Source organism: Peribacillus sp. GL_122, assembly GCF_057835005.1.
In genome coordinates, this window is the sequence record NZ_CM174415.1 from 3,623,799 (window position 1) to 3,649,394 (window position 25,596).

24 protein-coding genes are annotated in these 25,596 nt (G+C 41.0%); 7 read left to right on the plus strand and 17 right to left on the minus strand.

The window, feature by feature from the left end; all coding sequences use genetic code 11:
- Nucleotides 1-7 precede the first annotated feature (7 nt).
- Nucleotides 8-769: an alpha/beta fold hydrolase gene (locus AC3ISB_RS17435; protein WP_098370733.1), complete on the minus strand. Its 762-nt coding sequence runs from the start codon at nucleotides 767-769 to the stop codon at nucleotides 8-10.
- Nucleotides 770-909: 140 nt separating this feature from the next.
- Between AC3ISB_RS17435 and AC3ISB_RS17440 the strand changes: the two genes are divergently transcribed.
- Nucleotides 910-1,362: an Hsp20/alpha crystallin family protein gene (locus AC3ISB_RS17440; protein ID WP_489273787.1), complete on the plus strand. Its 453-nt coding sequence runs from the start codon at nucleotides 910-912 to the stop codon at nucleotides 1,360-1,362.
- 68 nt (nucleotides 1,363-1,430) lie between these two features.
- Here AC3ISB_RS17440 and AC3ISB_RS17445 read toward each other — a convergent pair whose 3' ends face one another.
- From AC3ISB_RS17445 to AC3ISB_RS17460, 4 genes are all read right to left on the minus strand, one after another.
- A complete protein-coding gene (locus AC3ISB_RS17445; RefSeq protein WP_489273788.1) occupies nucleotides 1,431-2,012 on the minus strand; it encodes a YppG family protein in 582 nt (193 codons plus the stop codon).
- 77 nt (nucleotides 2,013-2,089) lie between these two features.
- Nucleotides 2,090-2,458 carry a YppE family protein gene (locus AC3ISB_RS17450; protein WP_489273789.1) on the minus strand — a complete coding sequence of 123 codons (369 nt, stop codon included), beginning with the start codon at nucleotides 2,456-2,458 and terminating at the stop codon, nucleotides 2,090-2,092.
- A 69-nt stretch (nucleotides 2,459-2,527) separates the two neighbouring features.
- On the minus strand, nucleotides 2,528-2,803 hold the full coding sequence (locus AC3ISB_RS17455; protein WP_098370736.1) for a hypothetical protein: 276 nt from the start codon (nucleotides 2,801-2,803) through the stop codon (nucleotides 2,528-2,530).
- A gap of 355 nt (nucleotides 2,804-3,158) precedes the next feature.
- Nucleotides 3,159-4,106, minus strand: a complete 948-nt coding sequence (locus AC3ISB_RS17460) for a DUF2515 family protein (RefSeq protein WP_098370737.1) — start codon at nucleotides 4,104-4,106, stop codon at nucleotides 3,159-3,161.
- Between the two features lie 144 nt (nucleotides 4,107-4,250).
- Here AC3ISB_RS17460 and recU point away from each other — a divergent pair, with 144 nt between their 5' ends.
- Together recU and AC3ISB_RS17470 are read left to right on the plus strand one after the other, a co-directional pair.
- A complete protein-coding gene (recU, locus tag AC3ISB_RS17465; protein WP_076365738.1) occupies nucleotides 4,251-4,862 on the plus strand; it encodes a Holliday junction resolvase RecU in 612 nt (203 codons plus the stop codon).
- A 27-nt stretch (nucleotides 4,863-4,889) separates the two neighbouring features.
- Nucleotides 4,890-7,640, plus strand: coding sequence for a PBP1A family penicillin-binding protein (locus AC3ISB_RS17470; RefSeq protein ID WP_489273790.1), 2,751 nt, complete (start codon nucleotides 4,890-4,892; stop codon nucleotides 7,638-7,640).
- A 40-nt stretch (nucleotides 7,641-7,680) separates the two neighbouring features.
- Here AC3ISB_RS17470 and AC3ISB_RS17475 read toward each other — a convergent pair whose 3' ends face one another.
- From AC3ISB_RS17475 to AC3ISB_RS17500, 6 genes are all read right to left on the minus strand, one after another.
- Nucleotides 7,681-8,220, minus strand: a complete 540-nt coding sequence (locus AC3ISB_RS17475; protein WP_141993543.1) for a YpoC family protein — start codon at nucleotides 8,218-8,220, stop codon at nucleotides 7,681-7,683.
- On the minus strand, nucleotides 8,217-8,873 hold the full coding sequence (gene nth, locus AC3ISB_RS17480) for an endonuclease III (protein ID WP_076365732.1): 657 nt from the start codon (nucleotides 8,871-8,873) through the stop codon (nucleotides 8,217-8,219). Before nth ends, AC3ISB_RS17475 begins: the two co-directional genes overlap by 4 nt.
- Before the next feature lie 22 nt (nucleotides 8,874-8,895).
- The gene (locus AC3ISB_RS17485) at nucleotides 8,896-9,591 is read right to left on the minus strand and encodes a DnaD domain-containing protein (RefSeq protein ID WP_098370740.1); all 696 of its coding nucleotides are present in this window, start codon (nucleotides 9,589-9,591) and stop codon (nucleotides 8,896-8,898) included.
- Between the two features lie 117 nt (nucleotides 9,592-9,708).
- Nucleotides 9,709-11,001, minus strand: coding sequence for an asparagine--tRNA ligase (gene asnS, locus AC3ISB_RS17490; protein WP_141993545.1), 1,293 nt, complete (start codon nucleotides 10,999-11,001; stop codon nucleotides 9,709-9,711).
- Between the two features lie 262 nt (nucleotides 11,002-11,263).
- Nucleotides 11,264-13,123: a XylR N-terminal domain-containing protein gene (locus AC3ISB_RS17495; RefSeq protein WP_489273791.1), complete on the minus strand. Its 1,860-nt coding sequence runs from the start codon at nucleotides 13,121-13,123 to the stop codon at nucleotides 11,264-11,266.
- 150 nt (nucleotides 13,124-13,273) lie between these two features.
- Nucleotides 13,274-14,806: a 4-hydroxyphenylacetate 3-hydroxylase family protein gene (locus AC3ISB_RS17500; protein ID WP_141993547.1), complete on the minus strand. Its 1,533-nt coding sequence runs from the start codon at nucleotides 14,804-14,806 to the stop codon at nucleotides 13,274-13,276.
- A 205-nt stretch (nucleotides 14,807-15,011) separates the two neighbouring features.
- Here AC3ISB_RS17500 and AC3ISB_RS17505 point away from each other — a divergent pair, with 205 nt between their 5' ends.
- From AC3ISB_RS17505 to AC3ISB_RS17515, 3 genes are read left to right on the plus strand one after another with little or no spacing between them, the layout of a single operon-like run.
- Nucleotides 15,012-15,800 (plus strand): fumarylacetoacetate hydrolase family protein, encoded by a 789-nt coding sequence (locus AC3ISB_RS17505; RefSeq protein WP_141993548.1) that lies wholly within the window; start codon nucleotides 15,012-15,014, stop codon nucleotides 15,798-15,800.
- Nucleotides 15,797-16,585 carry a fumarylacetoacetate hydrolase family protein gene (locus tag AC3ISB_RS17510; protein WP_098370745.1) on the plus strand — a complete coding sequence of 263 codons (789 nt, stop codon included), beginning with the start codon at nucleotides 15,797-15,799 and terminating at the stop codon, nucleotides 16,583-16,585. Before AC3ISB_RS17505 ends, AC3ISB_RS17510 begins: the two co-directional genes overlap by 4 nt.
- A 17-nt stretch (nucleotides 16,586-16,602) precedes the next feature.
- On the plus strand, nucleotides 16,603-16,986 hold the full coding sequence (locus AC3ISB_RS17515; protein WP_141993549.1) for a 5-carboxymethyl-2-hydroxymuconate Delta-isomerase: 384 nt from the start codon (nucleotides 16,603-16,605) through the stop codon (nucleotides 16,984-16,986).
- An 81-nt stretch (nucleotides 16,987-17,067) separates the two neighbouring features.
- Here AC3ISB_RS17515 and hpaB read toward each other — a convergent pair whose 3' ends face one another.
- A complete protein-coding gene (hpaB, locus tag AC3ISB_RS17520; RefSeq protein WP_098370747.1) occupies nucleotides 17,068-18,540 on the minus strand; it encodes a 4-hydroxyphenylacetate 3-monooxygenase, oxygenase component in 1,473 nt (490 codons plus the stop codon).
- Between the two features lie 165 nt (nucleotides 18,541-18,705).
- On the opposite strand from hpaB, the gene AC3ISB_RS17525 reads away from it, so the two are divergent.
- On the plus strand, nucleotides 18,706-19,575 hold the full coding sequence (locus AC3ISB_RS17525) for a LysR family transcriptional regulator (RefSeq protein ID WP_179891027.1): 870 nt from the start codon (nucleotides 18,706-18,708) through the stop codon (nucleotides 19,573-19,575).
- A 186-nt stretch (nucleotides 19,576-19,761) separates the two neighbouring features.
- Here AC3ISB_RS17525 and AC3ISB_RS17530 read toward each other — a convergent pair whose 3' ends face one another.
- From AC3ISB_RS17530 to hpaE, 5 genes are all read right to left on the minus strand, one after another.
- Nucleotides 19,762-21,327: a solute symporter family protein gene (locus AC3ISB_RS17530; protein ID WP_144549653.1), complete on the minus strand. Its 1,566-nt coding sequence runs from the start codon at nucleotides 21,325-21,327 to the stop codon at nucleotides 19,762-19,764.
- A 3-nt stretch (nucleotides 21,328-21,330) separates the two neighbouring features.
- A complete protein-coding gene (locus AC3ISB_RS17535; protein ID WP_052137282.1) occupies nucleotides 21,331-21,669 on the minus strand; it encodes a DUF485 domain-containing protein in 339 nt (112 codons plus the stop codon).
- A 247-nt stretch (nucleotides 21,670-21,916) separates the two neighbouring features.
- Nucleotides 21,917-22,798, minus strand: a complete 882-nt coding sequence (locus tag AC3ISB_RS17540) for a cytidyltransferase (RefSeq protein WP_489273792.1) — start codon at nucleotides 22,796-22,798, stop codon at nucleotides 21,917-21,919.
- Nucleotides 22,799-23,007: 209 nt separating this feature from the next.
- Nucleotides 23,008-23,991: a 3,4-dihydroxyphenylacetate 2,3-dioxygenase gene (gene hpaD, locus AC3ISB_RS17545; RefSeq protein ID WP_141993551.1), complete on the minus strand. Its 984-nt coding sequence runs from the start codon at nucleotides 23,989-23,991 to the stop codon at nucleotides 23,008-23,010.
- A gap of 31 nt (nucleotides 23,992-24,022) precedes the next feature.
- Nucleotides 24,023-25,537, minus strand: a complete 1,515-nt coding sequence (gene hpaE / locus AC3ISB_RS17550; RefSeq protein WP_141993552.1) for a 5-carboxymethyl-2-hydroxymuconate semialdehyde dehydrogenase — start codon at nucleotides 25,535-25,537, stop codon at nucleotides 24,023-24,025.
- Between the last annotated feature and the right edge of the window lie 59 nt (nucleotides 25,538-25,596).

Consider the following 25,596-nt stretch of genomic DNA (forward strand, 5'->3'; position numbering starts at 1 on the left):
TTTTCATTTAATTCTTCTCGACAAAGCGAATGATTTCTTCGATTAGCCTGCTTGGAGCTTCCAACATTCCCATATGGCCGCTGCCCTTAAGTATAACTTCATTGATATGGCTCCCTTTTACAGAGAAGGTTTTATCAACGGGAATCACCTTATCCTGTTCACCTGCAACCAATAGGACTGGCAACTCCGTATCTTTGAGTACATGATTTCTGTCAATTCTGTTCCTCATAGCATGTAAAGACCCTATTGCACCAATTTCACTTGTTTTATATCCGATTTCCTTTATATGGTCAATATTGGGATCATCGGAATTAGCGAAAAGCTTTGGTATAAGTCCGTCAATGAAAGCGGGGATTCCCTCACTTTCGATTTTCTCGACAGACTTTAAGCGCCCAGCCTTTCCAGTCTCATCGTCCGGGAAAGCGGTGGAATGTACCAATGAAAAACCAGACAATTTCCCAGGAAACCTTTCTGCGAATGCCAAGGTGATATATCCCCCAAGCGAATGACCAAACATATAGACCTGCCCGATTTCCAGTTCTTCCAAAAATGAAGCAATATCAGCAGCCATATCTTCAATCGAGAAAGATCCATCTATTTCCTCACTTGCACCATGCCCCCGTAAATCAACGGCAATAATCCGGTATTCACCCTTTAATTCAGCAATGATGTCACTCCAATATTCATGGCTTCCGCAAAACCCATGGATAAACAACAATGTTTCATTACCTTTCCCGGTGTCTATGTAGGAAAGCTTGCCATCTGTCATATTAACCCCTCATTTCCTTTACTAATCATTCAGTAACGTTATTCCCTATAGACCTGTATCTGAAACCCAACAGTGCATTCACATTTCTTCATTTCTCACATAGCCTATAGGCAAAGGATTTTTTAGAAAGGAGCACCGTGATGACCTCTTCTGAAAAAAATAATAATCGGAATCGAATAGAACCCTTTACCCATTTCATTAACAAAATGGATCGGCTGTTTTCCGAGAGGCCCCCTAAAGGCATGCTGCAATCTCTTGACGAGTTCTTCGGTTCGGCGAAAGAACGCAGCTTTCCGGTTGATGTTCACGAAACGCATTCAGAATATACCCTTACTGCCACCCTGCCCGGAATTGCACGCAGCCAAATATCAATTGATGTACTGTCCCATGCCGTAACCATATCTGCAAAGCATGTAGATAGAAAGCATAAAAATCAAGGATTGTTCCAAAAGGAAGTTGCAGCCGGTACTTTATCAAGGACCATTTCCTTTCCAAAGCCGATTGATGAAGCAAATGTGACCGCGCGACATCGCGATGGCATCCTCACGCTTAACCTACCCAAAATCAGAGGGAATCGGATTGAAATTCATTAGGCATGAATAAAAGCAGACTTAAAAAAGTGGCTGGTCACTTATAAGTCTGCTTTTCCTTTATTCACCATCTAAGCTTTGAAGAAGCCCCCTACACCTTTGACCATTGAAGATACTTGTGAAACAGTATTCATCATTTGTCCGGCTGTATTCATCATCTTCGTTATATCCATGGAGCCATCTTGTGTTTTGAATTGATTCATGACCGATTTGAAACCCGATGGCTGGGGTTTTTGCATGAACTGCTGCTTAGGATATGGATTATGGGCCTGCTGCTGACTTGGAGGTCTTTTAGCTGGCTGTAACGGATTGGCGAACGGACTAAAAGCTTGCGGCTGTTGATTGGACTGGATTGGGTGCATTTGTGCCATTGGCTGCATTACACTGTTGCCCGGATAAGCACCCACAGGCATCGCCTGCTGCTGGACTTGTTGGAATGGATGATAGGCAGCCTGCTGATAAGGATCATGATATGGCGTCATATAGCCCCCTGTATCCTGGAGATGATATGGATACATAAATGATTGTTCAAGATTATGATTATTTTGCGGAGGATACGGCATTGGCTGTTGGTACCCTCCCCAATATTCCGGCATTGGTTGAGGAAACTGTCCTTGATTTGGGGAGATTTGGTTAAAACCGGATCTCATCATGTCAATGAGCCCTCCTCTTTTTTCATTACATGGTTCTGATAATATATGAAAAAAGAGGTAATATAGTGTAGGTGTTTTTATGATAAAATCCGATCGATTTCCATTTTTACATTATTAAGGATGAATTCGACCGATTGGACGTGGCTTTTAAATCGCTTATAACTTGTTTTAGGAAAAAATGCCTGAACGGCCACATCAGAAAGGTTATGGGCGGTTTGTTCGATTTGCTCGGGGAAAAGATGCCTGAATTCGGTTTCTTTCATCCACTCCTTCATTCCGGTTTCCCATTCGATGCATGCGGTCCTGACCAGGTCTGCAAACGGCTTGACTTCCGAAAAGAAATCCTTTTCCTTTCCTTCCTTGCGTACACCCTCATAAATCTCATCCGCATTGACCGTATATTGTATTAATTGTTCTGTTAATAGCTGCATTTTTTCTTTTTGCACATTAAATTCCTCCGTACAATTGTTTCCCTAAGTATAATCCAGTTCTTTATAAAATGATATTCCTCTGGCTTATACGGGCAATTCCGTGAAAACCTTGTGCTTTATCATTCTTTTTTCCGGGACAATGGAAAAGGAGTGGTTTGGACCTTCAGCATTTACCCAATAATCCTCGGCTTTCTCAATGGCTTCCTGGGCTTCATTAACTAAGGTATATTGCTCCGCCCATAGTTTGCACCGCACTGTATTTACAGTTTCCCCATATGAAATTTCCAAACGATCCAGGCTGGTACTGATCTCAGCTATCATCCTTAATATCTCTTCTGTTGCGACACTTTTATTGACCATGCTGATCCCTCCCATTCTTTACCTGTACTATTCTTTTTTTTATCTGAAAGCCCTTCATGACTGACAAAACTAGAAGGGAATCGGCAAAGAAAGTGCAATTCACTTAATTTATTATGCCCTTCGACAACAATGGCAGAATGAAGAATGAAGTTTTAAACAAGAATACAGACAGGAGGTGATTTTATGCAGTCGAATGAAAGCAGACAGCAAAAAAACGAAAAACGACAAAAGGCGCCCACTAAAAAGGCAGGAACGGGAAACCCGAAACTTAGTGGAGAAAACCGCCCCTCTACGTAAGACATAAATACTGAACGATAAACAGGGAAGGCTTAATCGACGCCTTCCCTGTTTCCTATTATAAAATCAAATTTTTGATTATTGCTGCCGTGTGCAGCTGCTTTTGTTTATGGTCATACCAATCGGTCAAATACGGCTCTTCTTCCCATTTGGGTTCAATAAACCATTTTTTTTTAACCCTTTTTTTCATATCCCATTGCTCTGTCTCCCCTGCTCGATGATGAATCACAGGATATACGCCCCTCAGCATCGGGGTTTCATGGTACCTAGGCTTTTTTCGATATTGTTCATAATCATATCTGGCACCCGTTGGTTCAGTCCTGCAGGAAAATTCAAAAAAGCGCGGAAACAAATCTTCAGAAAACAAAAGGCCAGCCAACCTTTTCCCCAATTCAATCCTTTTATCTATATTTCTAAAATGCGAAACCGACGAGCCATACAGTTCTCCATTGCAAGTTGGAAATAAAACGGTGCTAAAATGCATCCAGTCCTGCAGGAAAAATAATAGAGAATGAAAAACGAAAGATTGCTTTTTAATAACCGGTTCTTCAATGATGTTTTGTTCATTTATGATAAGCGCAGTGACTAATTTTTCACGATCTCCATGTTTCCAAAAGGAATACCATTCGTTCTTCATGAATTTGGTAATAAAAAAATAATGACATAAGTGAAACAAAGGACGTCCATACTTCGTCGAATAATGATAGAGAAGTAATTGCGGATACGCATCTTGGAATATTCTCCAGTTGGCTTCTTCATACGTTAGGAATAAGTGATGCCTATATTTAAGGCCAAGCAAATGGGAAAACCAAATTCCTTCAAGATCACACATATTCCAGCCTGCATTCCTAGAAACCATCCCAGCTAAAAAAGACCATTGTATTTCTGGATGCATTCTAAAAAATTGTTCATATGCTTTTGTTCTTGATATATTATCCCTATTCCCTTTAGCGGTTTGGGCTTTTATGGAATGGAGCAATTGCTTTTCCGTCTTTAACATTCGCATCTATGAGTCCAGCCTTTCCATAGCGATGAATTGTGACATATAGTTGTACATAAATCCTATCGTTCTAAGAAACAATTCTTTTTATTCACATATTGGATTCTTTTTTTGCTAATATAGAAAAGTGAAAAAAAAGGAGGGGTAAAAGTGGCATTTCATTATCCCAATGGACGAAAGTTTGTACCGCAGGCTATGGAAGAAAAGAAAAGCCCACTAAAAAAAATCAGTTACAGCAACCGGGGAAAAACATTGGAAGACGATTTGAACGAAACCAATCAGTATTATTTAGCACACGGCATTGCCGTCATCCATAAAAAACCGACACCCATTCAAATTGTCGATGTCCACTATCCGAAAAGAAGTGCTGCAGTCATTAAAGAGGCTTATTTCAAACAAGCATCGACCACCGATTACAATGGTGTTTATAAAGGAAAGTACATTGATTTTGAAGCAAAGGAAACGAAAAACAGCAGTTCGTTCCCTTTGAAGAATTTTCATGACCATCAAATTGAACATATGAAACATATCGTTCAGCATGACGGAATTGCGTTTGTCATCATCCGGTTTTCCGCAATGGAAGATATATATCTAATGAGTTCTGAACAACTGAGTTTTTATTGGAAAAGAATGAAAGAAGGCGGACGCAAATCTATAACTCTTCAAGAGGTTGAAAGCAGTTCACGAAAGATTACTCTTGGCTTTCAACCGAGAATTGACTATATTAAAGTAGTAGATTCGCTCATCGCAGAAAATTTTTAGTTTTTTTAGAAAGGCAGGTTAGCTGTAATGGCTGAAAAATATAATACTAGAGAAGAACGCCGAAAGCAGGGGCAGACTCAAAAAAACGGACAGAATAAAGGTCCTAAAAAGCCAACCAATATGCTTAAGCGAATTTTCCTTATACTTGTTACAATCGGAATAATAGGCCTTGTTGCCGGTGGAGCTGCAATGGCTTACTTTATAAGCGACGCTCCAAAACTTGACGAAAAGCTTTTGAAAGATCCGGTCACATCCAAGATTCTCGATGAAAATGGTAAATTGCTAGCTGAAATCGGAAAGGAAAACCGGGATTATGTAAATTATGAAGATATTCCCGATTTAGTCGAAGAAGCTTTCCTGGCAACGGAAGATTCACGTTTTTATGAACACCACGGGGTCGATTTCTTACGTCTGGGCAGTGCCGTCATAGCTAACTTCAAAAACGGATTCGGCTCAGAGGGTGCAAGTACATTGACCCAGCAGGTTATCAAGCGTTCTTATTTAACACCTGATAAGACCATTAAAAGGAAAGTCCAGGAAATGTGGCTATCCATTCAGCTTGAAAGAAAATATACAAAAGAAGAAATTTTCGAAATGTATGTGAATAAGATATTCTTTGCAAACCGCGCCAACGGGATCTTAACTGCATCGCAAACTTATTATGGAAAAGATCTTAGCGAATTGAAATTGAACGAAGCGGCCATGCTTGTAGGATTACCGCAAAGCCCAAGCAGGTATGACCCGTATAAACACCCTGAACGTGCGAAAGAACGCCGTGATATTGTTCTGCACTTAATGAATAAACATGGATATATCACCGAAACAGAAATGAAAGATGCACAAAGCATCGATATAACTGAAGGACTTCAAGAAATCGATAAGAGCCAAATCGATACGACCGCATACGATGCATTCATCGATTTGGTAATTGAGGAAGTCGGGGATATGGGTGACTATAACGTCTTTACCGACGGTTTGGAAATCCAAACGACCATTGATAAAGATGCCCAAGAATATGTCTATAACATGTTGAACAGTGATGAAATCATCAATTATCCAAGTAAAGATCTCCAAGCAGGAGTCACATTACTCGATACAGAAACTGGTGAAATTAAAGCAGTGGGCGGCGGCAGGAACACGACGGTTAAACGCGGCTGGAATTATGCAACGGATGCCAAGCGGTCACCTGGTTCGACCATTAAGCCGATTCTGGATTATGGTCCTGCCGTGGAATATTTAAACTGGTCCACCTACCAACAAATCAAGGATGAGGAATATACTTACAGTAATGGAACACCGCTTAAAAATGCTTCAGGACGACATTATGGTACTGTAACCACTCGTGAAGCACTGGCACGGTCATTAAATATTCCTGCCTTAAAAACGCTTCAAGCAGTCGGATTGGACCGGGCACGTGATTTTGCCACTGACCTTGGCATTCCTTTTGACAAGGAAATTACCGAATCGGCAGCATTGGGCGGCGGTAAGGATGTTTCTACACTTGAACTTGCCGGTGCATACAGTTCATTCGGAAACAACGGTATCTATAATGAACCGCATAGTGTGAAAAAGATTGTTTTACGTGATAAAACAACCATCAAAAATAAGACGGAATCAAAGCCTGTCATGAAAGATTCAACAGCTTTCATCGTGACGGACATGTTGAAAAGCGTAATGAAAGAACCTTATGGAACAGGAAGGTTAGCCAATATACCTAGTCTCCCGGTAGCCGGTAAAACAGGTTCAACCAACTTCACGCCTGAACAGCGTGCAGCGAATAACATCCCATCTTCCGGTGTAAAAGACAGCTGGATGGCGGGTTATACAACGAATTATACAGTCGCGGTTTGGGCTGGTTATGATAATGCATCTGGTGAGCAAATGGAATATCTGGGTGAATCATCTCAAAGGATCCCTAAATTCATCTTTAAGAATTTAATGGAACATATGGCTCAATCAAAAGAAACGAAAGACTTTGATCAACCTGACAGTGTTGTGAAGGTTGGAGTCATCAAAGGTTCGAATCCAGCTGTTAAAGCTAATGAATATACACCAAGCAGTAAAATCACTTATGAATATTATGTTAAAGGCCACGAGCCAACACAAGTGACGACAGAATATGAAAAAATCGACTCACCTGGCATTAACGCTTCTTACAACCAGGAAAGCAATGAAATCAATCTATCATGGTCATATCCTAAAGGTAATGGGAATACCCAATTCGAGGTTAAGATGTCCGTGGACGGCGGTGCACAGAGCGTATTAAAAAAATCGAAGGATACTAGTTTAACGATCCCTAATCCAACCCCTGGAAGTAAATATACTTTCTCAGTGGTAGCTCTAGTTGATAACCAACAAAGTGATCCTGCGAGTACATCTGTCAAAATACCTGCTGAAGTGGAAGTCCCTGAGGGTACTGAGGACGAGGAGATTAAAGATCCTGCCGAAGGTGAAAATCCGGAACAAGAAGCTCCTGCAGAAGGCGAAGAGGATAAACAAGACAAAGACAAAGACAAAGACAAAAATAACAATGGCGAAAATAGTGAAAACGGCAATAACGACAATAACGGAAATAATGGAAATGGCAACAATGATAATAATGGTAATGGGAATGGAAATGGCAACAACACTGATGACGGAAATGGCAATAAGGGTGATGAGGACGTCGAAGGCGGGGATGATGTCACTGACCCCGGAACGGTAGAAGAGGAAAAACCAGTCGAAACCCCTGAACCTGACCCTAACCCGGACCCAGATCCAAACAAAGATACGGAATAAATATATAAAGATTGACTAAAAAAACGTCTAAGCTTTTAGCTTAGACGTTTTTTTGGCTGTTCTTATTTTTGATCATGAACTTCACATATTGTTTTTCAAATTCTCGGAACAACTCACTAAGCTGTCTATAAGAATGAAAAAAAGCAGGTCTTGCAAGGATGAATGAAAGCCTTTCATCCATATTTACCGGAATATTGTTAAAGGATTCTATTTGGACCCGGAAATCATTCAATATCACTGGCTTCCCATGCATCCAGTAGACTGCGGTTAAAAACAAACCGATCCCCTTCTTCATGAGTCCCAAAGTCTGTCCCACTTTTCGCTCAGAAAATAGCAAACTGCATTCTGAATCAATTCCCTTCCATATTTCCAGAAGTTCCTTTACATGCATTGCCCCCTTATTCCAAGGAGCATACGCCTCTACATTATTATAATAAAGTAACTCATACGGGAAAGCCTCGAATGGGATCGTTTCACTCCAACCTGCATATCGCTCTTTTTCCAAGATGGGTTCCTTTTCAGGAAAAAACAAAGAATGGTCCAGTTCTTTAGGAACTTTTAATGATATGGACTGCGTCAATTGGCTTCTTTCCTTTTCATTCTTTTTTTACCTTCACGGCATAACTCGAGAAGCGGGCAGGTTTCACATCTTGGTGACTGGGCCTTGCAATGATAGCGTCCAAAGAATATCAGGCGGTGATGCGTAACGGACCATTCATCCTTTGGTATCTTAGCCATCAACGTTTTCTCAACATCGAGGACACTATCCTTCCAACGGCATAATCCCAGACGCTTGGAAACACGCTCTACATGGGTATCCACAGCAATCGCTGGCACATCAAAAGCAACGGAAACGACTACATTCGCCGTCTTTCTGCCAACGCCAGGCAATTTAACTAGCTCATCACGATCTCTGGGGACTTCTTTACCGTACTCTTCGATCAGCATGTGCGACAACTTTTGTATGTTCTTCGCCTTGTTACGAAACAAACCGATTGAGCGAATGTCATTCTCCAACTCTTCTATCGGAACGCTTATGTAATCCTCAGGCGTTTTATATTTCTGAAATAAATCCTTCGTGACTTTATTGACTAATACATCCGTACACTGAGCTGACAGGGCAACAGCAACCACCAATTCAAATGGATTGGAGTGATTCAGCTCACAATGGGCATCCGGAAACATTTCACCCATCGTATCCAGACAATATCGTATTTGAGCTTTATTCAACATATTGGTTCTCCTTCAATTTACATTACTGCTCGAGCCAGTTATAGAAAGGCACATCTTTCAACGGTTGTGCAGTCTCCGTCTTTCGGTCCCTCTTTTGGTGAACTCTAAATTTTTGTCCTTGCTCCCTTGCCTGTTCCAAGGTTTTAATTCCATTCTTTTTCCACTCGAATAAAATTCGATCAATGTATCGGAAATTCAATTTTCCGGAAATGACAGACTCCCTCAGAGCTGACTTAATGATCTCAGGTTGATGGTCGTCTTCCATCCACATTGCCAATGTCTCACATTCAAATGGAGATAAAGGGCGGCCGAACTCCTGTTCAAATATCGTATAAAGGCTCTCCCCCGCTTTTTGGATTTCAGCAGACTCTGACTGTTTCAAAGTTTTCAAGAAACAGTCCATCATTTTTTCATAAAGTGGGGACAACGAATATTTTTCCTGTCCGATTTCTTGGCTCTCCTCAACCACCATTTCAACAAATCCCCTTTGGACCAAACGCTGAATCAAGAATAGACATTCCGTTTCCTGCAATGTCATTCGGTCAGAAAGTTGGGATGGTGCAGGGAAATGGTTACCTTTATCGATGAAGCTTTGCAATTGTAATAATAGGACCATTTCTTGTTCATTCAGCCCCATTGTACTATAGTTAGTCAACAAAAAGGATGGAATCGTTATCGTTCCTTCCTTAAACCACGCATATAAATGTTCTTTATTCATGTATTTGGACACCTCTGGTTAAGTATAACATGAATAAGGCTCTCCGAATAAGTTTATAATTTTAACAAAAAACGGTTATCTGCCAAATATGGCAAGATAACCGCTTCATTTACGGAATCAAGGATATAATCGATTTAATAGACGTGGGAACGGGATGGTTTCACGGACATGCTCGACTCCACTGATCCATGCAACGGTGCGTTCTAATCCCAAACCGAAGCCTGAATGCGGTACAGAGCCATATTTTCTTAATTCCATATACCATTTGTAAGCATCTTCGCTCAAGCCATGCTCATTGATTCTCTGTTCAAGCAATTCCTGATCATGAATCCGCTCTGAACCGCCAATTATTTCTCCATAACCTTCCGGAGCGATCAAATCGGCACAAAGAACCACTTCTTCCCGGTCAGGATCTGGCTGCATATAAAAAGGCTTGATTTTGGTTGGATAATGAGTTATGAAAACAGGCTTATCATAACTTTCCGCTATCGCAGTTTCATGCGGAGCTCCAAAATCATCACCCCATTGGATATCATCAAATCCTTGTTCATGAAGGAACTTAATGGCTTCATCATATGTAATCCGCGGGAAAGGAGCTTTAATTTGTTCAAGCTTCGCTGTATCACGGCCCAGTGTATTTAACTCAAGCTGACAGTTTTTCAATACGGATTGGATGATGGAAGAAACGAATTGCTCCTGGACCTCCAGGTTTTCTTTAAATTCGATAAAAGCCATTTCTGGTTCAATCATCCAGAACTCGATTAAATGTCGTCTTGTTTTGGATTTTTCTGCCCTGAAGGTAGGACCAAAGGAAAATACTTTCCCAAGTGCCATGGCAGCCGCTTCCATATAGAGCTGACCACTTTGTGAAAGGTATGCATCCTCATCAAAGTATTTAGTCGCGAACAACTCACTCGTTCCTTCTGGTGCGCTTCCAGTTAAAATTGGGGGATCCACTTTAACGAAACCTTCTTCATTAAAGAATTCATATGTAGCACGGATTATTTCATTCCGGATTTTCATGACTGCATGCTGCCGTTTTGAACGCAGCCACAAATGGCGGTTATCCATTAAGAATTCGGGACCATGAGCTTTAGGTGTAATGGGATAATCCAATGATTCATGTATGATTTCAATATCTTTCACCTGTAACTCAAAACCGAACGGCGATCGTTCATCCTTTTGAATGACACCTGTTACATACAAGGATGACTCTTGCGAAATCGATTTCGCACGAGCGAAAATTTCTTCACCCACTTCAGCTTTCACGACCACACCTTGAATGAAACCAGAGCCATCACGGATTTGAAGGAAAGCAATTTTCCCACTGGAACGTTTGCTGGCAAGCCAGCCTCCAATGGTAACTTCTTGATCGACGAATTTGCTAGCATCTTTTATTGTAATTTTCACGGAATTTACCTCCAAAAATAGCTTAACTTACTAATGAATTTACTCTACTTATTATACCCATAGCCCTGCTTACAAGCAAATAAATCACTTGAAGCGGAAGTTCCATGCCCTTTTAAATCACTCTTATTATGTTTTTGTCGCGTATTCGCCAGATTGTATGGTAGATTACTTTTCACTAATGCCCATGCTCTTATTACAGGAAAGTCATCTCTGTATATGTATCGATCGACATTTCTACTTTTAAACAAAGGATTGAATCCAATCAACCAATGGTAATCATTTTCGCCTTTAACAAGGTTTCAAATGATGCATATAATTGAAAAGCACTTTTAGGGTTTCTTATTTGGCAGGAAAGCAGCTCTTCAAGTCTTTTGATCCTATAGCGTAAACCACTCATTGAAATGTTCAATTCTTTCATGCTGCATTCAAGATTTCCACCGCATTGCAGAAATACATAAAGCGTTTTCAATAATTCATTCATTTTTGGATCTTCTTTCATCAATAAAGGACCCAGCATTTTCTCAGCTTTTTGCAGGACCGCTGGAGTACTACCAGTATGCATTAAAATGGATAGCAGATCGACTTCTTCAAATTTGGTAATATCCCGAGTTCCTTCATTCATATTCAAAGCGGTTAAAGCTTCTTGAAAAACATCGTGAGCCCGTTCCAATTCATCACTTGTTGTGCTAAGTCCCATTTTAAAATTATATCCGCTGAAAACAGTATATAAGTGATTGATGCATTCCTTGGTTAGAAATTGAAATTCATTTCCAGGACTCAATGGTATAAGCAATACGATATTACCATCCCTTAATGCTGTTAAGACGACTTGATTCCGCTTCTTAAAGAAACTATATATCTCTTCGATGATTTTCTGCTGAATGAAATAGTCATTCTCTGTCCCCCGATCGGAGGAAAAATGATAGCCCAGCACCGCAATGGTGAAAGGATGATCCAATGAAGCGTCTATATACATGCTTTTTTTGATTATTTCTTCTCTAGAAGCAAATTCTCTATTTAATATTTGTTCAAGAAATAAACCTTTTACCCTTTCAAGGGCTTCAAAACTGCTTTTCTCATTTAAGAGGAATAAGGAACCAGTCATGGAAACCCTCTCAAGAATCATTCGATTGATTTCCAGGTTCGTTTTTCCTTCGACTCGATCAGACTGCACAAAGGCACAATAGCCATAAGTTTTATTTTGTAACGTTATGGGAGTATAAAGCAGCTCCATCCCATCTTTTACGATTCTTCCGGTCTCCAAAGTGACAGGGCCATTTTCCCTCATTAATTTAAGCTGATTCCTGACTTCCCTCACCTTCCCTTTCTGAAAGCCAGCATGATAAACCTGATTGCCATTGAAATTCTCCATCAACAAAGGTATTTTTGTTTTCTGATAAACCATCCTCACTATGGATTGAAGGCTTCTTCCGTTAATTAACTCTTCTGTCAGCAAATTATGAATATCCATCACTTTTGACAAACTATTGCGTTCCTCCAGCAGCTTTTCATATGTTTCGGCAAGCTCTTGTACAATCGGTTCGGTTTTATAATATTTCAACTCATCCTGAATCTCCATGCCCCATAAATGTATCGATTTCCCTTCGTATCTACACTCTGATTGCCCTGCTCCCTTACAGGCACTTTCCTTGAAAATCACTTCATGACCGCAGACCGTTGAATAAAATCCACTTGCATATCCCGTCAATGTATAACAGACTGGCTTTTCCGCGATGCCTGTCTGGGTGATATGTTCCTCTGCTTCATAGGAATTCACCCAAACCCCTTCCACCTTTACAGAGTGCACTTCCGCTTGACTATCCATCGATAATTCCAGATTCATAGTATTAACTTTTGTATAACCTTGCAGCATATGTAAAATGGGGCCTTGCCTCAGTATCTCCTTAACCGTTGACATATTCCCTTTTAGTGCCTTTTTAGCATCATTGACTCCGATATTCCAGCCATAACGTATTAAAAAAGACTTCATTCTTTCAAATCCAATATTCTCGATCAAGTCCTTTCTTAAAGTACCGAAAATCGAAGAGGAAGTCAGGATCATCCTCTCATCATTTAAATGAATTTCACCATCATCATTCTTAAGATTCAAAAGATTCGTCATGATTCCCTCCGGCTTTCCTTTTACATAATATTATACTTTTTCCATACCTTTCCTTTCAAGATGAATGTAAACGCATTCATATCATGCAGTGGCGGAAAAACCGGTGGGAGTCCGATACAAACCATTTTTTTTCACGTTTTCTTAATCAGATTAATTCATTCGGAGCTGGATCAAATCAGCATTAATGCCTTCATATGCATTTATCCACTTATCATTTGTCCAGCCATGGAGGTCATAATCGTCCATTGCCAAGTCCACAAACGCTTTGAATTTATCCGATTGTCCATTTAAATCTGCCATTTTCATGGTTTCAAGCCTAATATTTTCATGGTTACCTGCATAATTGATTTCATATAATTCATTCCTGCCACCAAATTCCGTGCCGATGGAATCCCATATAAGTTTCATCAGTTTTACCCTTTCCACTGCCGAAACCCCGCCTGTACCCTTATAATATTTATCGAGATACGGACGGACCTCAGGGTTTAAAAAATCCTTGGAGCTTGATGGGAGTTGAATGAGATTACCTGCTACAACTTGTTCAAATATCTGTTTCACCTTTGGCCAAACCATTGGTGCGAACACCCTATATGCAGTTGCATATGTGCTATTGGGTAGAACAGTGCCATTCGGCCCTTCCATCGGATCCGTAGCCATCGCTGTCGAGATAGCCCAAAACATATTCCTGTAAGCAAGCACTTCCCCTATATTGGCTTGAACTCCCCTAAATTGATTCGTTCCTGCCATTTCCGTAGCTTTCATCAGAAGCCCAGCCATAAAGTCCAATTTCACCGCATAGCGTGTGCAGCCATGAAATGTATATCGATTCATCCACCCAGTCTTGGATCTAAACCCATTTGCAATTTCCACATTATTATAGGCGAATACATTCTCCCATGGGACGAATACATGATCAAGGACGATGACTGCGTCATTTTCGTCGAACCGACTGGAAAGCGGGTAATCGAAAGGAGTGCCTGACTTGGCAGCCGTTTCTTCAAAAGACTGTCTGCTGATCATTTTTAATCCCGGCGCATTCATCGGCACAAAGAAAATCAATGCATGGCTTCTATCTCCTTCCCCAAGATCGACAGGAGAATAATTCGCGACAAAATTATAATTCGTCAGTGCTGCAGAAGTTCCAACCATTTTGGCTCCGCTTACGATTATCCCATCATCCCGCTCTTCCACCGTACGCACAAATACCTCTTTATTTTCATGTAGCGGTTTATTCCTGTCCATTGCCGGATTTATAATTGTATGGTTACAGAAGGGAACGTCCCTTGTGGTTTTTTCATACCATCTTTTCGCATTATCTTCAAATCCCTTATAAAAATCGCTATACGGTCCCAATGATCCTGTAAAAGCAGCTTTGTAGTCAGGGGTACGACCCATGAAACCATAGCTCAATTTTGACCATTGTGCTATCGCATCCCTTGCTTCAAGCAGCTCTGTTGCGTTCTTTGAGGCCTTGAAGAACTTATGGGTAGTATGACCTTCATCTGTCTTGGCCGTTAAAATCCGTGCAGTAACCGGATCATGGAGAGCATCATATAGTTGGGCAATTGACCTGGCGGAATTGCGGTATGCTGGGTGTGTCGTCACATCATCTACTTTATCTCCGTTCAAGAATACCGTTCTTCCATCTCGTAAACTTTCTAAATACTCTTTACCATTCATCATCGGAACATCCCCCATTCACAATCTTTCAATTTGAATTCCTAGCTTCATACTAACTAAATGTTCAAGGCATTTATCTGTTGAAACCCATCTTTTTTCTAACATTTTTTGTCTAATTATACTGAATAATCTAAATATGTTGAACTTAAACAATAAATCATATACGATATCATATATGATTAATAATAAAAACGAGGGGTGAGTGTCCATGGCAAAAGCAAGAGTGAAACTCCAAAAGTCAGATTATTCAGAAGAAATGGAAATACTGTCGAACCGCTATATATTAATGAACGGCGATAAGTATGAGGTATCACAAATCAAGTTGGATAACCCTATTTCAGGAACCGTATATGGAACATTATTAAACTATAAAGGATCATTGGAAGCATTGAAGGAAAAGGTCTACCATCCTCCTTATAATGAACCTCCTAAAGGGCCGATCCTTTATATTAAACCTAGAAACACGTTTTCGTCTTTTTCAAATCCAGTTCCCCTTCCAAACGGCATACATGAATTGGAAATCGGGGCCGCACTTGGAATAGTAATCAGTAAAACGGCCACAAGAGTCAAGAAAGAACATGCATTAGATTATATAGAAGGTTTTACGATCGCCAATGATATTAGCATTCCGCATGAGAGCGTTTTCCGTCCTGCTATCCGCCATAAAGCCCGTGATGGATTTTGCCCGATCGGTCCATGGGTCGTATCCAAGGAATCCATCTCCAACCCCGATTCTTTAGGAATTCGTGTATATATAAATGGAGAGTTAAGACAGGAAAATTCAACTTCAAATCTAATTCGCTCCATATCCCGCCTTATTGAGGATGTAACTGACTTCATGACTTTGAGTACGGGTGACGTCCTTCTAGTTGGTGTTCCAGAGAATGCACCGCTGGCAAAAGCCAATGATCATGTCAGAATAGAAATAGACGAAATCGGATATTTGGAAAATACCATCATTTCCGAGAAAAAACTATCACTGGAGGGGATTTTATGAAGAGAGCACGTGTAGCCTATGCAGGTGCCATACATTCAGCAAGTGAATATTATGGCCAGCTCCAATTGGCGGATGGCAGGATTGTCAATGAGCAGGATGTTGTCTGGCTTCCCCCTGTGGAACCACGAACTGTCTTCGCGCTTGGCTTGAATTATGCAGACCATGCGAAAGAGCTTGCTTTTAAAGCCCCGGAAGAACCCCTTGCGTTCTTAAAAGGTCCCAATACCTTTATCGGCCACCGGGGACAGACAAGACGGCCTGCTGATGCAGCTTATATGCATTATGAATGTGAACTTGCAGTCGTCGTAGGTAAAAAGGCGAAGAACATAAAAAAGGAAGAAGCCTTTAAGTATGTAAGTGGATATACGATTGCAAATGATTATGCAATACGGGATTATCTGGAGAATTACTACCGACCTAACCTAAAGGTCAAAAATCGCGATACCTGCACCCCAATTGGGCCTTGGCTTGTCGATGCCGAGGATATTCCAGATCCTTCGAATCTAGCCATAAAAACTTACGTCAACGGAAAATTGACTCAGCAAGGCAACACGAAAGACATGATTTTCGGCATTGCTGATTTAATTGAATATTTTAGCAGCTTCATGACATTGAGCCCAGGGGATATCATATTGACAGGCACACCTGAAGGATTGGCGGATACTGCAGTAGGCGATGAAATCATCACTGAAATTGAAGGTATCGGGAAACTCGTTAACACAATAGTCGGTGACGATATATTTACTGAAGGCGGGGATCGGCCGCATCTAAAAATCCATAATTAACGGAAGGGACTGATCACATGCCTCATATCATTATTGAATATACGGATAATATCAAAGATGAAATCCAGATTGACGGCTTATTAAGGAAGGTGAATGATGTACTGATATCCTATCCTTCCATCTTTCCGATTGGCGGCATTCGATCCCGGGCCATTGAATTGAAGCATTATCGTGTTGCCGATGGTACAGAGGATGATGCCTTTGTTCATGCCATACTAAAAATTGGCGCTGGACGCAAAGACAGTGATAAAACCAAAGTATGTGACCAACTTTTCGAAACGATTGAATCCCATTTGGCATCCCTCTTTTCAAAAAGATATCTAGCCCTCTCCATGGAACTTATTGAATTCAGTGATTTTGGCACATATAAAAAGAATAATATCCATGATCGATATAATTAATGAACAATATTTCAAATTTAAAGGCCTTCCTCATTATCGTGAAGGCCTTTAAATTAATATGTTTTGCCAATGCTACCGGGCTCAGTTGATTTCTGCAAGGTTTTCAGTACGGTTCAAGAACTCCTTGACACGGTCCACATATTCCTGTTTATCATAGCCGTTATATAAAGCGCTCGCCATACGGACCGGATCCCCAAAAAAGAATCTTTCGTACAGCGTTTGCCTGGATCCAAATGAACTCATGCATACATCCCATGCGAGACGATACAATTTAACCCTGTCATAGGCTCCACCATTCGCGGCTTGAAGATATTTATCCAAATCCGGTCGAAGCTCCGAATTGAAATCGGCTTCATTTGGTATCGCCATTAAGCCACTAGCTCCAAGAAGCTGCATTATTTCACTGAATCTAGGGTAAATCTTCGGATAATAATTACGGGCTATGTTTAACGGTGTGAAATCGGGTGTCATCATTCCCCACTTATCCACTTTCGCGTTTGCCTCCGAAGCTGTAATGAAAGCCTTTACCGTTTCAAGCGCTATGATGACTTCCGAGATTTTTTCCTGAACATGCTGGTATTGCCCGATATTGATGGTTTCCGCCATTAGTTGCAAAATCCCCAGAATGAACTCGGTTTTGGCGATATTCTTCGCTACCACCTGATGGGTCATATGAACAACTGCATTGCTTTCATTATAAGCCTGGTTGCAAATGCCGACATCCCCATATGCAAATACCCGATTCCAAGGAACGACTACATCATCAAAAACGATAATCGTATCCATTTCCTCAAACCTTGAACCAAGAGGATGGTCAAAATGTGATTTGCCATAGTCGAATGATTCACGACAGATGAATTTCAACCCTGGTGTATTATTTGGTATGGAGAATGCGAATGCATAAGGATTTTCTTCTTCCGATTGTTTAAGCAATGTTGAAGGGAAAACCATGATTTCATCCGTTATTCCTCCTTGTGTAGCTAATAATCTGGCTCCCTTTATAATAAGCCCTTCTGAATTCTTGCCAGCAATCCGTGCAGCGATGTAAGGGTCCGGAAGCTTTGCGGCACTAACTCCCCTATTAACCTGGGGTTGAATCAAGGTATGTGTCAACGACAAATCCTTTTCCCTGCAGAGCTCATAATAATCTTTCATATTTTTAGCAAATGCCGAATCCTGAGTGCCGAACATATCAGCTGCAGTACCGTACGCCATCATCCCACTGTTGATATAGTCAGGGGAACGTCCCATCATTCCATTATTATGCCTTGCCCATTCTTGAATCATTTTCCTCCTTTTTTCAAGGTCTTCCTTAGTCCGCGGCTGCATGAATGAAGTCCCTACTCTTTCGTTTGAAGTTGGTGAAATATAAGTCATGATGTCAGTTTTCGCGGAATCATGCTGCAAATCATATAATTCGGCCTGTGATTTCATGACCCCTTTAAAAGCTGGATGTTGACTGATCTTATCTTTTACTTGCTCTCCATTGATCCATACATTCGCCTTTGCTTTATCTACCCTATCGATATATTCTTTACCTGTTTTAGCTGGCATGCTTACATCCCCCTTTAGTATCAATCTAAATGAAGCGCTTACAATTAAATAAATTCCAAAAATTCAATTAATTCCTATAACAAAATATACCATATGTTATGATATATATATAATACTTAAAAAATTCAATATGTATATGTAAATCATATGTATGAGGTGTATATAATGGACATCCGGCAGTTAAAGTATTTTGTGACGATCGTTCAGGAAGAACAAGTAACCAAAGCCGCAAAAAAATTACATATGGCTCAACCCCCCCTTAGCCAGCAACTTAAATTAATGGAAATGGAAATCGGTGAAAAACTTTTCGATCGGAATGGAAAGAAACTTGAACTCACTGAAACTGGCAAGGTCCTATATAAAAAGGCCGAAGCTCTATTAAACCAGTTTGAAGAATCACTACTGGAAGTTAAGGAAGTCAGTAAAGGGGTACAGGGCACTCTTTCCATAGGGTCAGTAAAAACTTGCTTTTCTTACATTCCGCAAAGGATGAGGGCCTTTAGAGTAAAATACCCTGACATACGCTTCAAGTTAATGGAAGGTGATACGTTCCGTTTGACAGAAGGCTTAATAAACAGGGAAATCGAGTTGGCCATTGTACGGCTTCCAATTAACGGTAAGCAATTCTCATCGATTAACCTTCCGCCGGAAGATTTTGTGCTTGTCACCCCAAAAGATTGGGATATCCCAGACTCCATCGAATTTAAACAAATTAAGGATTATCCCCTCCTATTGCTGCATAGGGTAAGCGGACAGGGAACTTATGAACTTATAGTGGATGAGTGTTTCAGACATGGATTTGAACCGACGATTGTATGTGAATGTCCTGATGCTGCAATGATTTTATCTTTGGTGAAGGAAGGAATAGGCGCTACCATCATGCCACGAACCACATCCAAATCGTTTTCAACCCAAGGTATTAAAATAATCGAATTGATAGATTGTGAAGTACAATCGGAAGCCGCCCTTATTTGGCTCGAAGAACGCTATCTTTCCAAAGGCGCCGTCAAATTTCTAGAAACATTTTCTGAATGAATGGCCAGTTATCCTTGAATATTAGTATATTAGTTCATCTGTACCTCTTTCTAATCTTTAGTGTTTGTTTGAATTTCTTTATCCAATGAAAAGAAAAAAGCAACCTATCATTTGATGGCTGCTTTTTCAAATCCATTCATAAGTGCGATGACCTGCGCTTTATTTATAGGCATGCTTTCACATCATTCAATGTCGCAAAACCCCCTTAACATCATGACCGGTGTTGGACTTTACGAGGATTTCATTATAATCGTCTTCTGTAACCGTTTTCAACGCTGTCCTGCGGTTACCGAACAGGGCACCTAAATAGCATGCGAGGAACCCAAGCGGAATGGAAACGATTCCTGGTGAATTCAAAGGAAAAATCGGGTCACCTGTCATAATGGTGGCTCCGGGGGCCGGGTTCCAGACATTTGGACTTAGAGCCACGAGCAAAAGCGTACCAATAAGACCTGTCATCATACCGACTATCGCTCCGGTTTTATTGAATTTTTTCCAATAGATCGTAAGAAGGATTACCGGCAAATTCGAACTAGCCGCCAGTGTAAAGGCAATCGATGCCAGAAACGCTACATTGAATTCCTGCAGACCTAATGATAAAACGATCGCAAGTGCAGTAACACCAACTGATGCCCATCTAGCCATCGTCATTTGCTGTTTTTCCGTCGCCTTTCCATCTTTTAATATTTCATTATAAAAATCATGTGAAAAAGCCGTAGCACCCGTTAAAACGATTCCCGCAACAACTGCGAGTATCGTTGCAAAGGAAACGGCCGCAATAAATGCGAATAAGATGTCCCCGCCCACAAGTTTTGCCAATAAAGGTGCAGCCATGTTACCCGCTGGATTAGCGGCCATGATATTCGATGTTCCAACCAACTTCGCAGCACCGAATCCGAGAAAAATGACCATGATATGAAAAGCACCCATAATCCACATCACCCAAACAACAGACTTTCTTGCCACTCGTGCATTCGGGACAGTCAAAAAACGTATTAAAATGTGAGGTAGACCTGCCGTTCCCAGAATTAGTCCCAGTGATAAGGAAGCTGCATCCCACCCACTGGCATATTTAATACCTGCTTTCAGGTAATCTGCACCCATGGGTGTCGCCGTTTTCATATCAGTGAAAATTCCGATGAAACTAAAATTCAATTTCCACATGACGATCATGAATAATATAAACACTCCGCCTATCAGCAGGATAGCTTTAATGATCTGCACCCAGCTCGTCGCCGTCATCCCCCCAAATAGAACAAATACCAACATGACAATACCTACGATGATGACAGAAATATTATACGGGATGTCTAAAAGCAATTTAAATAAAGCACCTGCCGCAACAAGTTGCCCCAGCATGTACATGACTGATATCACCAAGGTATTAAATGCGGTCACTCCCCGGACCTGTTTATATTTAAACCTTGTAGTCACCATATCAGCCAATGTGTATTTCCCCAAGTTCCTTAAAGGTTCAGCCACTAGGAATAACACGACAAGAAATGAAACAAGTGCTCCATACATCAGGAAAAATCCATCATACCCCGTTAAGGAAAATGCCCCAATCAACCCTAAAAACGTGGAGGCCGACATAAAATCCCCGGCCAATGCAAGTCCATTTTGCCTAGCGGTCAACCCTCCCCCGGCCGTATAAAAAGAGCCTGCCGTTTTAGTTTTTTTGGAAGCGAAATACGTGATGAAAAGGGTACCTATCGACATTAGCGCAAAGAGAATAATAACTGTCCAATTCATGATTCAAAGCCCTTCTTTCTCGATGATTTCTTTTATTTGTTCATCGATTCTTTCTGATTTCCTTACATATATGCTGCAAACCCATACAGACATAACCGTAATGGAGACACCGTACACCCACGCCCAGGTTATGTCTCCTATGAAAGGGTGATCCAGGATATCTGTGTAAAAAACTAAGAAGGGCAAAAGCAGGGAATATCCCATAAAGAAAATCGTAAAAGGGATAACGAATTTCTTTTTATCGGAAAGCATATTCTGAAACTCTTTGGAGGCAACAATCTTTTCATAATCCACTAGATTAGTTTGTTCCGATTCATCAAGGTTTTTTTCCAACCGAACCATTTCTACACACCTCTTCTGATTTTTATTTTTGCAAGGACGGTACTAGTAGTGTTGAGTCTCTCCAATGTCAGCCGCTTTCTTCAATGGCACATATCCCCTCCATCCCAAAATCCAAACAAACTCATCTGCACAAAGAGGTCTAAAGCCCATTCCCTAAGCTTTCCGTACTCCTTTTGTCTAACCGTGACGCTCACAGGTAGGGCAGCAGTAAGTTCCCACTGCTGCCCTGTCCCAGACCATATCTTTTTTAGAAGGCTTGCACTTTCGTAATAGACTTGGCTCGCATATCCGTCATCTGTTTCGACTTCATTATCCTTTCACTTTTCCATTTGATATGAATCTTTTTTCCTTCCAAGGGAAGAGAATCATTGAAATGTAAGTGCCAACTCTCATGAAATGATCCGTCCATTGTTTGATAGGCAATTCCCTCATAAACATTTCCTTCGTTCTGGATTTCGATTAAATAAACTCCTGGCGGGGGTTTCAGGAATGCTTCCGATAATGTAACGATGACGTGTTGATTTTCCTTGGAATGGATTGTTCCTTGACTTTCAAAGTATGTGCCAAGGAATGACGGGATATCTGCGAACCGACCTTCTGCAATCAAGTTTCTAAGCTTAGTGGAACTTACTTTTTCATGATCAATTTCAAACTTCTTCATTTCCGTCACTTCAAAAAATCGCTTACCTTCGATTTTCAGCGTTTCCATATTCCCTTCCCCTTTATGTCCATAGCGGAAATCGAATCCAGCCACGGCATGTTTGCATTTAAATCCACATAGATAATCCTCGATAAAACCAGTAGGTGAAAGATGGGCAAATGCGGAATCGAAGTTCACGACTATCAAGGTTTCTACACCTAAATCTTGCATGATTTTTGCTTTTTGCTCTAAAGGAGTAATATATGTTTGGGGTTGAGCGTTTCCTATGATTTGCTTTGGATGCGGAAAAAATGTCATGACTGCCAATTTCAAATCTTGCTGTATGGCAATCCTTTTGGCTAGATTTATCAATTCTTGATGGCCAAGATGAACTCCGTCGAAAAATCCAAGAGCCAGCACACACGGTTCTGCTACTGCTGTATATATACTGGAAAGTGGGTGCTGAACATGAATGATATCCAAATCCATCTTCCTTCCTTTGCTTCTTGAAAGGTTACATTATAAACTCTGTAAACGGACCTTCCATAATCCAGCAGTTTCCATCAACCATTCACCCGTTCTGTTCCCTTAAATGGTGACAATTGGTCTTGGAATATGCACTAGCGCCATATCCTAATGACCAGGGGAGTCAATGTATGTTTTTAAGAACGTTCGATCATTCATCCTAAATCCCGCTTCTATATGATGAATTCAGGCTTGCTTTTTGCCAGAATCGGTTCTTTAAGAGGAACTTCTTCACCTGATATTATATCAAGTACGGCAGATGCCTCATCAAACCATGAATCCGGCGCTTTGGCTCCCCAGAATGTTTGGCGTCTTGGGTCATTCAAATCCCAATGAATTGGTTCGGTATCCGGGTCAGCTGTTAAGTAATCCCCATTGTATAATTCGATCCTGTGACCGTCCGGGTCTCTTAAATATAGGAAGAATGCATTGGATAGGCCGTGCCTTCCTGGTCCGCGTTCGATGGACTCGGCATATCCCAGTGATGCCAGTACATCACAGGCATGGATAAGTGCAAGGGGGTCAGGCAGAAAGAAGCCTACATGATGAAGTCTTGGACCGATTCCGTTCATGAATGCCTGGTCATGGACCGTTTGCTTTCTATGTAGCCACGTTGCCCATAATTTGCCCGATTCATCCACTGTGTCTTCCGAGCATGCAAAACCTAATTCTTTCACATAAAAATCATGGGCTTTTTGCACATTTGGTACACAACAATTCACATGATCGATTCTTTGGACCCTTGAACCCCTATGCATATCGAATCGTTGAAGCAATCTCTCGGCTTTATCCATTTTGCTGAAAAACTCCACTGGCAATCCTGAAATATCCTGAACTCGTAGCGACTTGCCTAGTGCATGCTGTGTTCCTTCCTGCATCCACTTCATTTTCATTCCCTTGGACAGGAAAAAAGATTCCAATTCTTCAAGGTCTTCCTCTTTTTCAACCTTGTATCCTATTGCTTCAACGCTTGGCTTTTCTGCCTTTTGCAAGATAAGCGAGTGATGATGCGCTTCCTCTAAACCACGTAAATATATGTGATCATTCGTTCTTTCCGTTTCAATGAAACCTAAAGCATCCACATAAAAGGCTCTTGATTTATCTAAATCTGTTACATTAAGTATCGTTCTCGCAACACGAATAATAGAAAAATTCATAGTATTCTCCCCTTCTTTAATGAAACACGGATTATTTTTCAGCAGAAGAAACGGCATTCCGTTTCACGTCTCCAAATTTTGGAATGTGATGTTCGCCAATTGCTACGTGGATAACTTGTGTTTCCGTATAGAATTCAAAGCTATAATGGCCACCTTCACGTCCTACCCCACTATATTTCGATCCTCCAAATGGTATCCGCAAATCCCTTACGTTTTGGGAATTCACCCAGACCATCCCGCTATCTACAGCCTGTGCAAATCTATGTCCACGTTTCATATCATTGGTCCATACATAAGCAGCGAGACCATACTTTACATCGTTAGCCATTCTCAGTACTTCCTCTTCAGTCTTGAAAGGAATGACTGCCATGACAGGCCCAAAAATCTCTTCTTGTGCTACCGTCATCTCATTTGTACAGTTCAAGAGAAGCGTCGGGGCAATATAATTCCCTTCCTTGAACGCACTCGGTATGGCACCGCTTACGATTTCCGCCCCTTCATCTTTTGCTATATCCAGATAACGGGAGACATTATTAAAATGGTTACGATGGATCAGCGGTCCGATTTCCGTTTCTGGCTCCATTGGGTTTCCAATTTTGATATTGTGAACACGTTCCTTCAACTCTGCAACGAACTGGTCTATTATCGATTCATGGACAAATAATCTGGAATTGGCTGTGCAGCGCTCCCCATTAAATGAATAAATTCCCCAAACCACAGAATCCAGGGCTTTTTCTAGATCGGCATCTTCAAAAATGACCGCTGGCGATTTACCTCCGAGTTCCATGGAAAAACGTTTCATTGTATCCGCACCATTTTTAATGATTTCAGCGCCAGTCGTCGTTTCTCCGGTAAAGGATATCAATTGGACTTCAGGATGGGCAACCAAGGACGCCCCTGCTGTTTCCCCAAAACCGTGAACGATATTGAATACGCCTTTCGGCAGACCGGATTGGTCAATGATTTGTGCCAATTTATTGGCAGTCAGTGGGGACCACTCCGCCGGTTTAAGGACACATGTATTACCTGTAGCCAGGGCGGGGGCGATCTTCCAGGTTTCTAACATGAATGGCGCATTCCAAGGAGTGATTAATCCTGCCACTCCTATCGGTTTATGGATCGTATAATTGATGAAAGTGTCATCCACTTGATACGACTCTCCTATTAGCCTGCTTTTCACCATCTCAGAATAAAAACGGAAATTCTCCGCTCCCCTTGCCGCCTGTTTTTTTGTCTGGCTAATCGGCAACCCTGTATCAAGGGATTCCAAAAAGGAAATTTCTTCTGCATTTTCTTCAATTAAATCAGCAATCCTATTAATGTACTTCAATCTTTCTTCCACTTTCATCGTTCTCCATGGGCCATTATCGAATGCAGCTCTTGCGGCAGCTACCGCTTGATCAATATCCTCTTTAAACCCTTCTGCCACATTATTGATTGCTTGATTATTAAAAGGGCTTAGATTTTCAAATGTTTTTCCTGAGATACCATCGACAAATTGACCATTGATGTAATGCTTGACATCTTGCACGGGAAAAGTTTGCATGATAAATCCTCCTTTAAAAAATAATTTTGGGAAGATGACAATAATCGATTAGATTTGTG

Excerpts from the sequence above, each read along its gene's own strand:
- AC3ISB_RS17435 (WP_098370733.1), bottom strand. The coding sequence starts at position 769 with ATGACAGATGGCAAGCTTTCCTACATAGACACCGGGAAAGGTAATGAA.
- AC3ISB_RS17440 (WP_489273787.1), top strand. The coding sequence starts at position 910 with ATGACCTCTTCTGAAAAAAATAATAATCGGAATCGAATAGAACCCTTT.
- AC3ISB_RS17445 (WP_489273788.1), bottom strand. The coding sequence starts at position 2,012 with ATGATGAGATCCGGTTTTAACCAAATCTCCCCAAATCAAGGACAGTTT.
- AC3ISB_RS17455 (WP_098370736.1), bottom strand. The coding sequence starts at position 2,803 with ATGGTCAATAAAAGTGTCGCAACAGAAGAGATATTAAGGATGATAGCT.
- AC3ISB_RS17460 (WP_098370737.1), bottom strand. The coding sequence starts at position 4,106 with ATGCGAATGTTAAAGACGGAAAAGCAATTGCTCCATTCCATAAAAGCC.
- AC3ISB_RS17470 (WP_489273790.1), top strand. The coding sequence starts at position 4,890 with ATGGCTGAAAAATATAATACTAGAGAAGAACGCCGAAAGCAGGGGCAG.
- nth (WP_076365732.1), bottom strand. The coding sequence starts at position 8,873 with ATGTTGAATAAAGCTCAAATACGATATTGTCTGGATACGATGGGTGAA.
- AC3ISB_RS17485 (WP_098370740.1), bottom strand. The coding sequence starts at position 9,591 with ATGAATAAAGAACATTTATATGCGTGGTTTAAGGAAGGAACGATAACG.
- AC3ISB_RS17495 (WP_489273791.1), bottom strand. The coding sequence starts at position 13,123 with ATGACGAATCTTTTGAATCTTAAGAATGATGATGGTGAAATTCATTTA.
- AC3ISB_RS17500 (WP_141993547.1), bottom strand. The coding sequence starts at position 14,806 with ATGATGAATGGTAAAGAGTATTTAGAAAGTTTACGAGATGGAAGAACG.
- AC3ISB_RS17505 (WP_141993548.1), top strand. The coding sequence starts at position 15,012 with ATGGCAAAAGCAAGAGTGAAACTCCAAAAGTCAGATTATTCAGAAGAA.
- AC3ISB_RS17510 (WP_098370745.1), top strand. The coding sequence starts at position 15,797 with ATGAAGAGAGCACGTGTAGCCTATGCAGGTGCCATACATTCAGCAAGT.
- AC3ISB_RS17515 (WP_141993549.1), top strand. The coding sequence starts at position 16,603 with ATGCCTCATATCATTATTGAATATACGGATAATATCAAAGATGAAATC.
- hpaB (WP_098370747.1), bottom strand. The coding sequence starts at position 18,540 with ATGCCAGCTAAAACAGGTAAAGAATATATCGATAGGGTAGATAAAGCA.
- AC3ISB_RS17525 (WP_179891027.1), top strand. The coding sequence starts at position 18,706 with ATGGACATCCGGCAGTTAAAGTATTTTGTGACGATCGTTCAGGAAGAA.
- AC3ISB_RS17530 (WP_144549653.1), bottom strand. The coding sequence starts at position 21,327 with ATGAATTGGACAGTTATTATTCTCTTTGCGCTAATGTCGATAGGTACC.
- AC3ISB_RS17535 (WP_052137282.1), bottom strand. The coding sequence starts at position 21,669 with ATGGTTCGGTTGGAAAAAAACCTTGATGAATCGGAACAAACTAATCTA.
- AC3ISB_RS17540 (WP_489273792.1), bottom strand. The coding sequence starts at position 22,798 with ATGGATTTGGATATCATTCATGTTCAGCACCCACTTTCCAGTATATAT.
- hpaD (WP_141993551.1), bottom strand. The coding sequence starts at position 23,991 with ATGAATTTTTCTATTATTCGTGTTGCGAGAACGATACTTAATGTAACA.
- hpaE (WP_141993552.1), bottom strand. The coding sequence starts at position 25,537 with ATGCAAACTTTTCCCGTGCAAGATGTCAAGCATTACATCAATGGTCAA.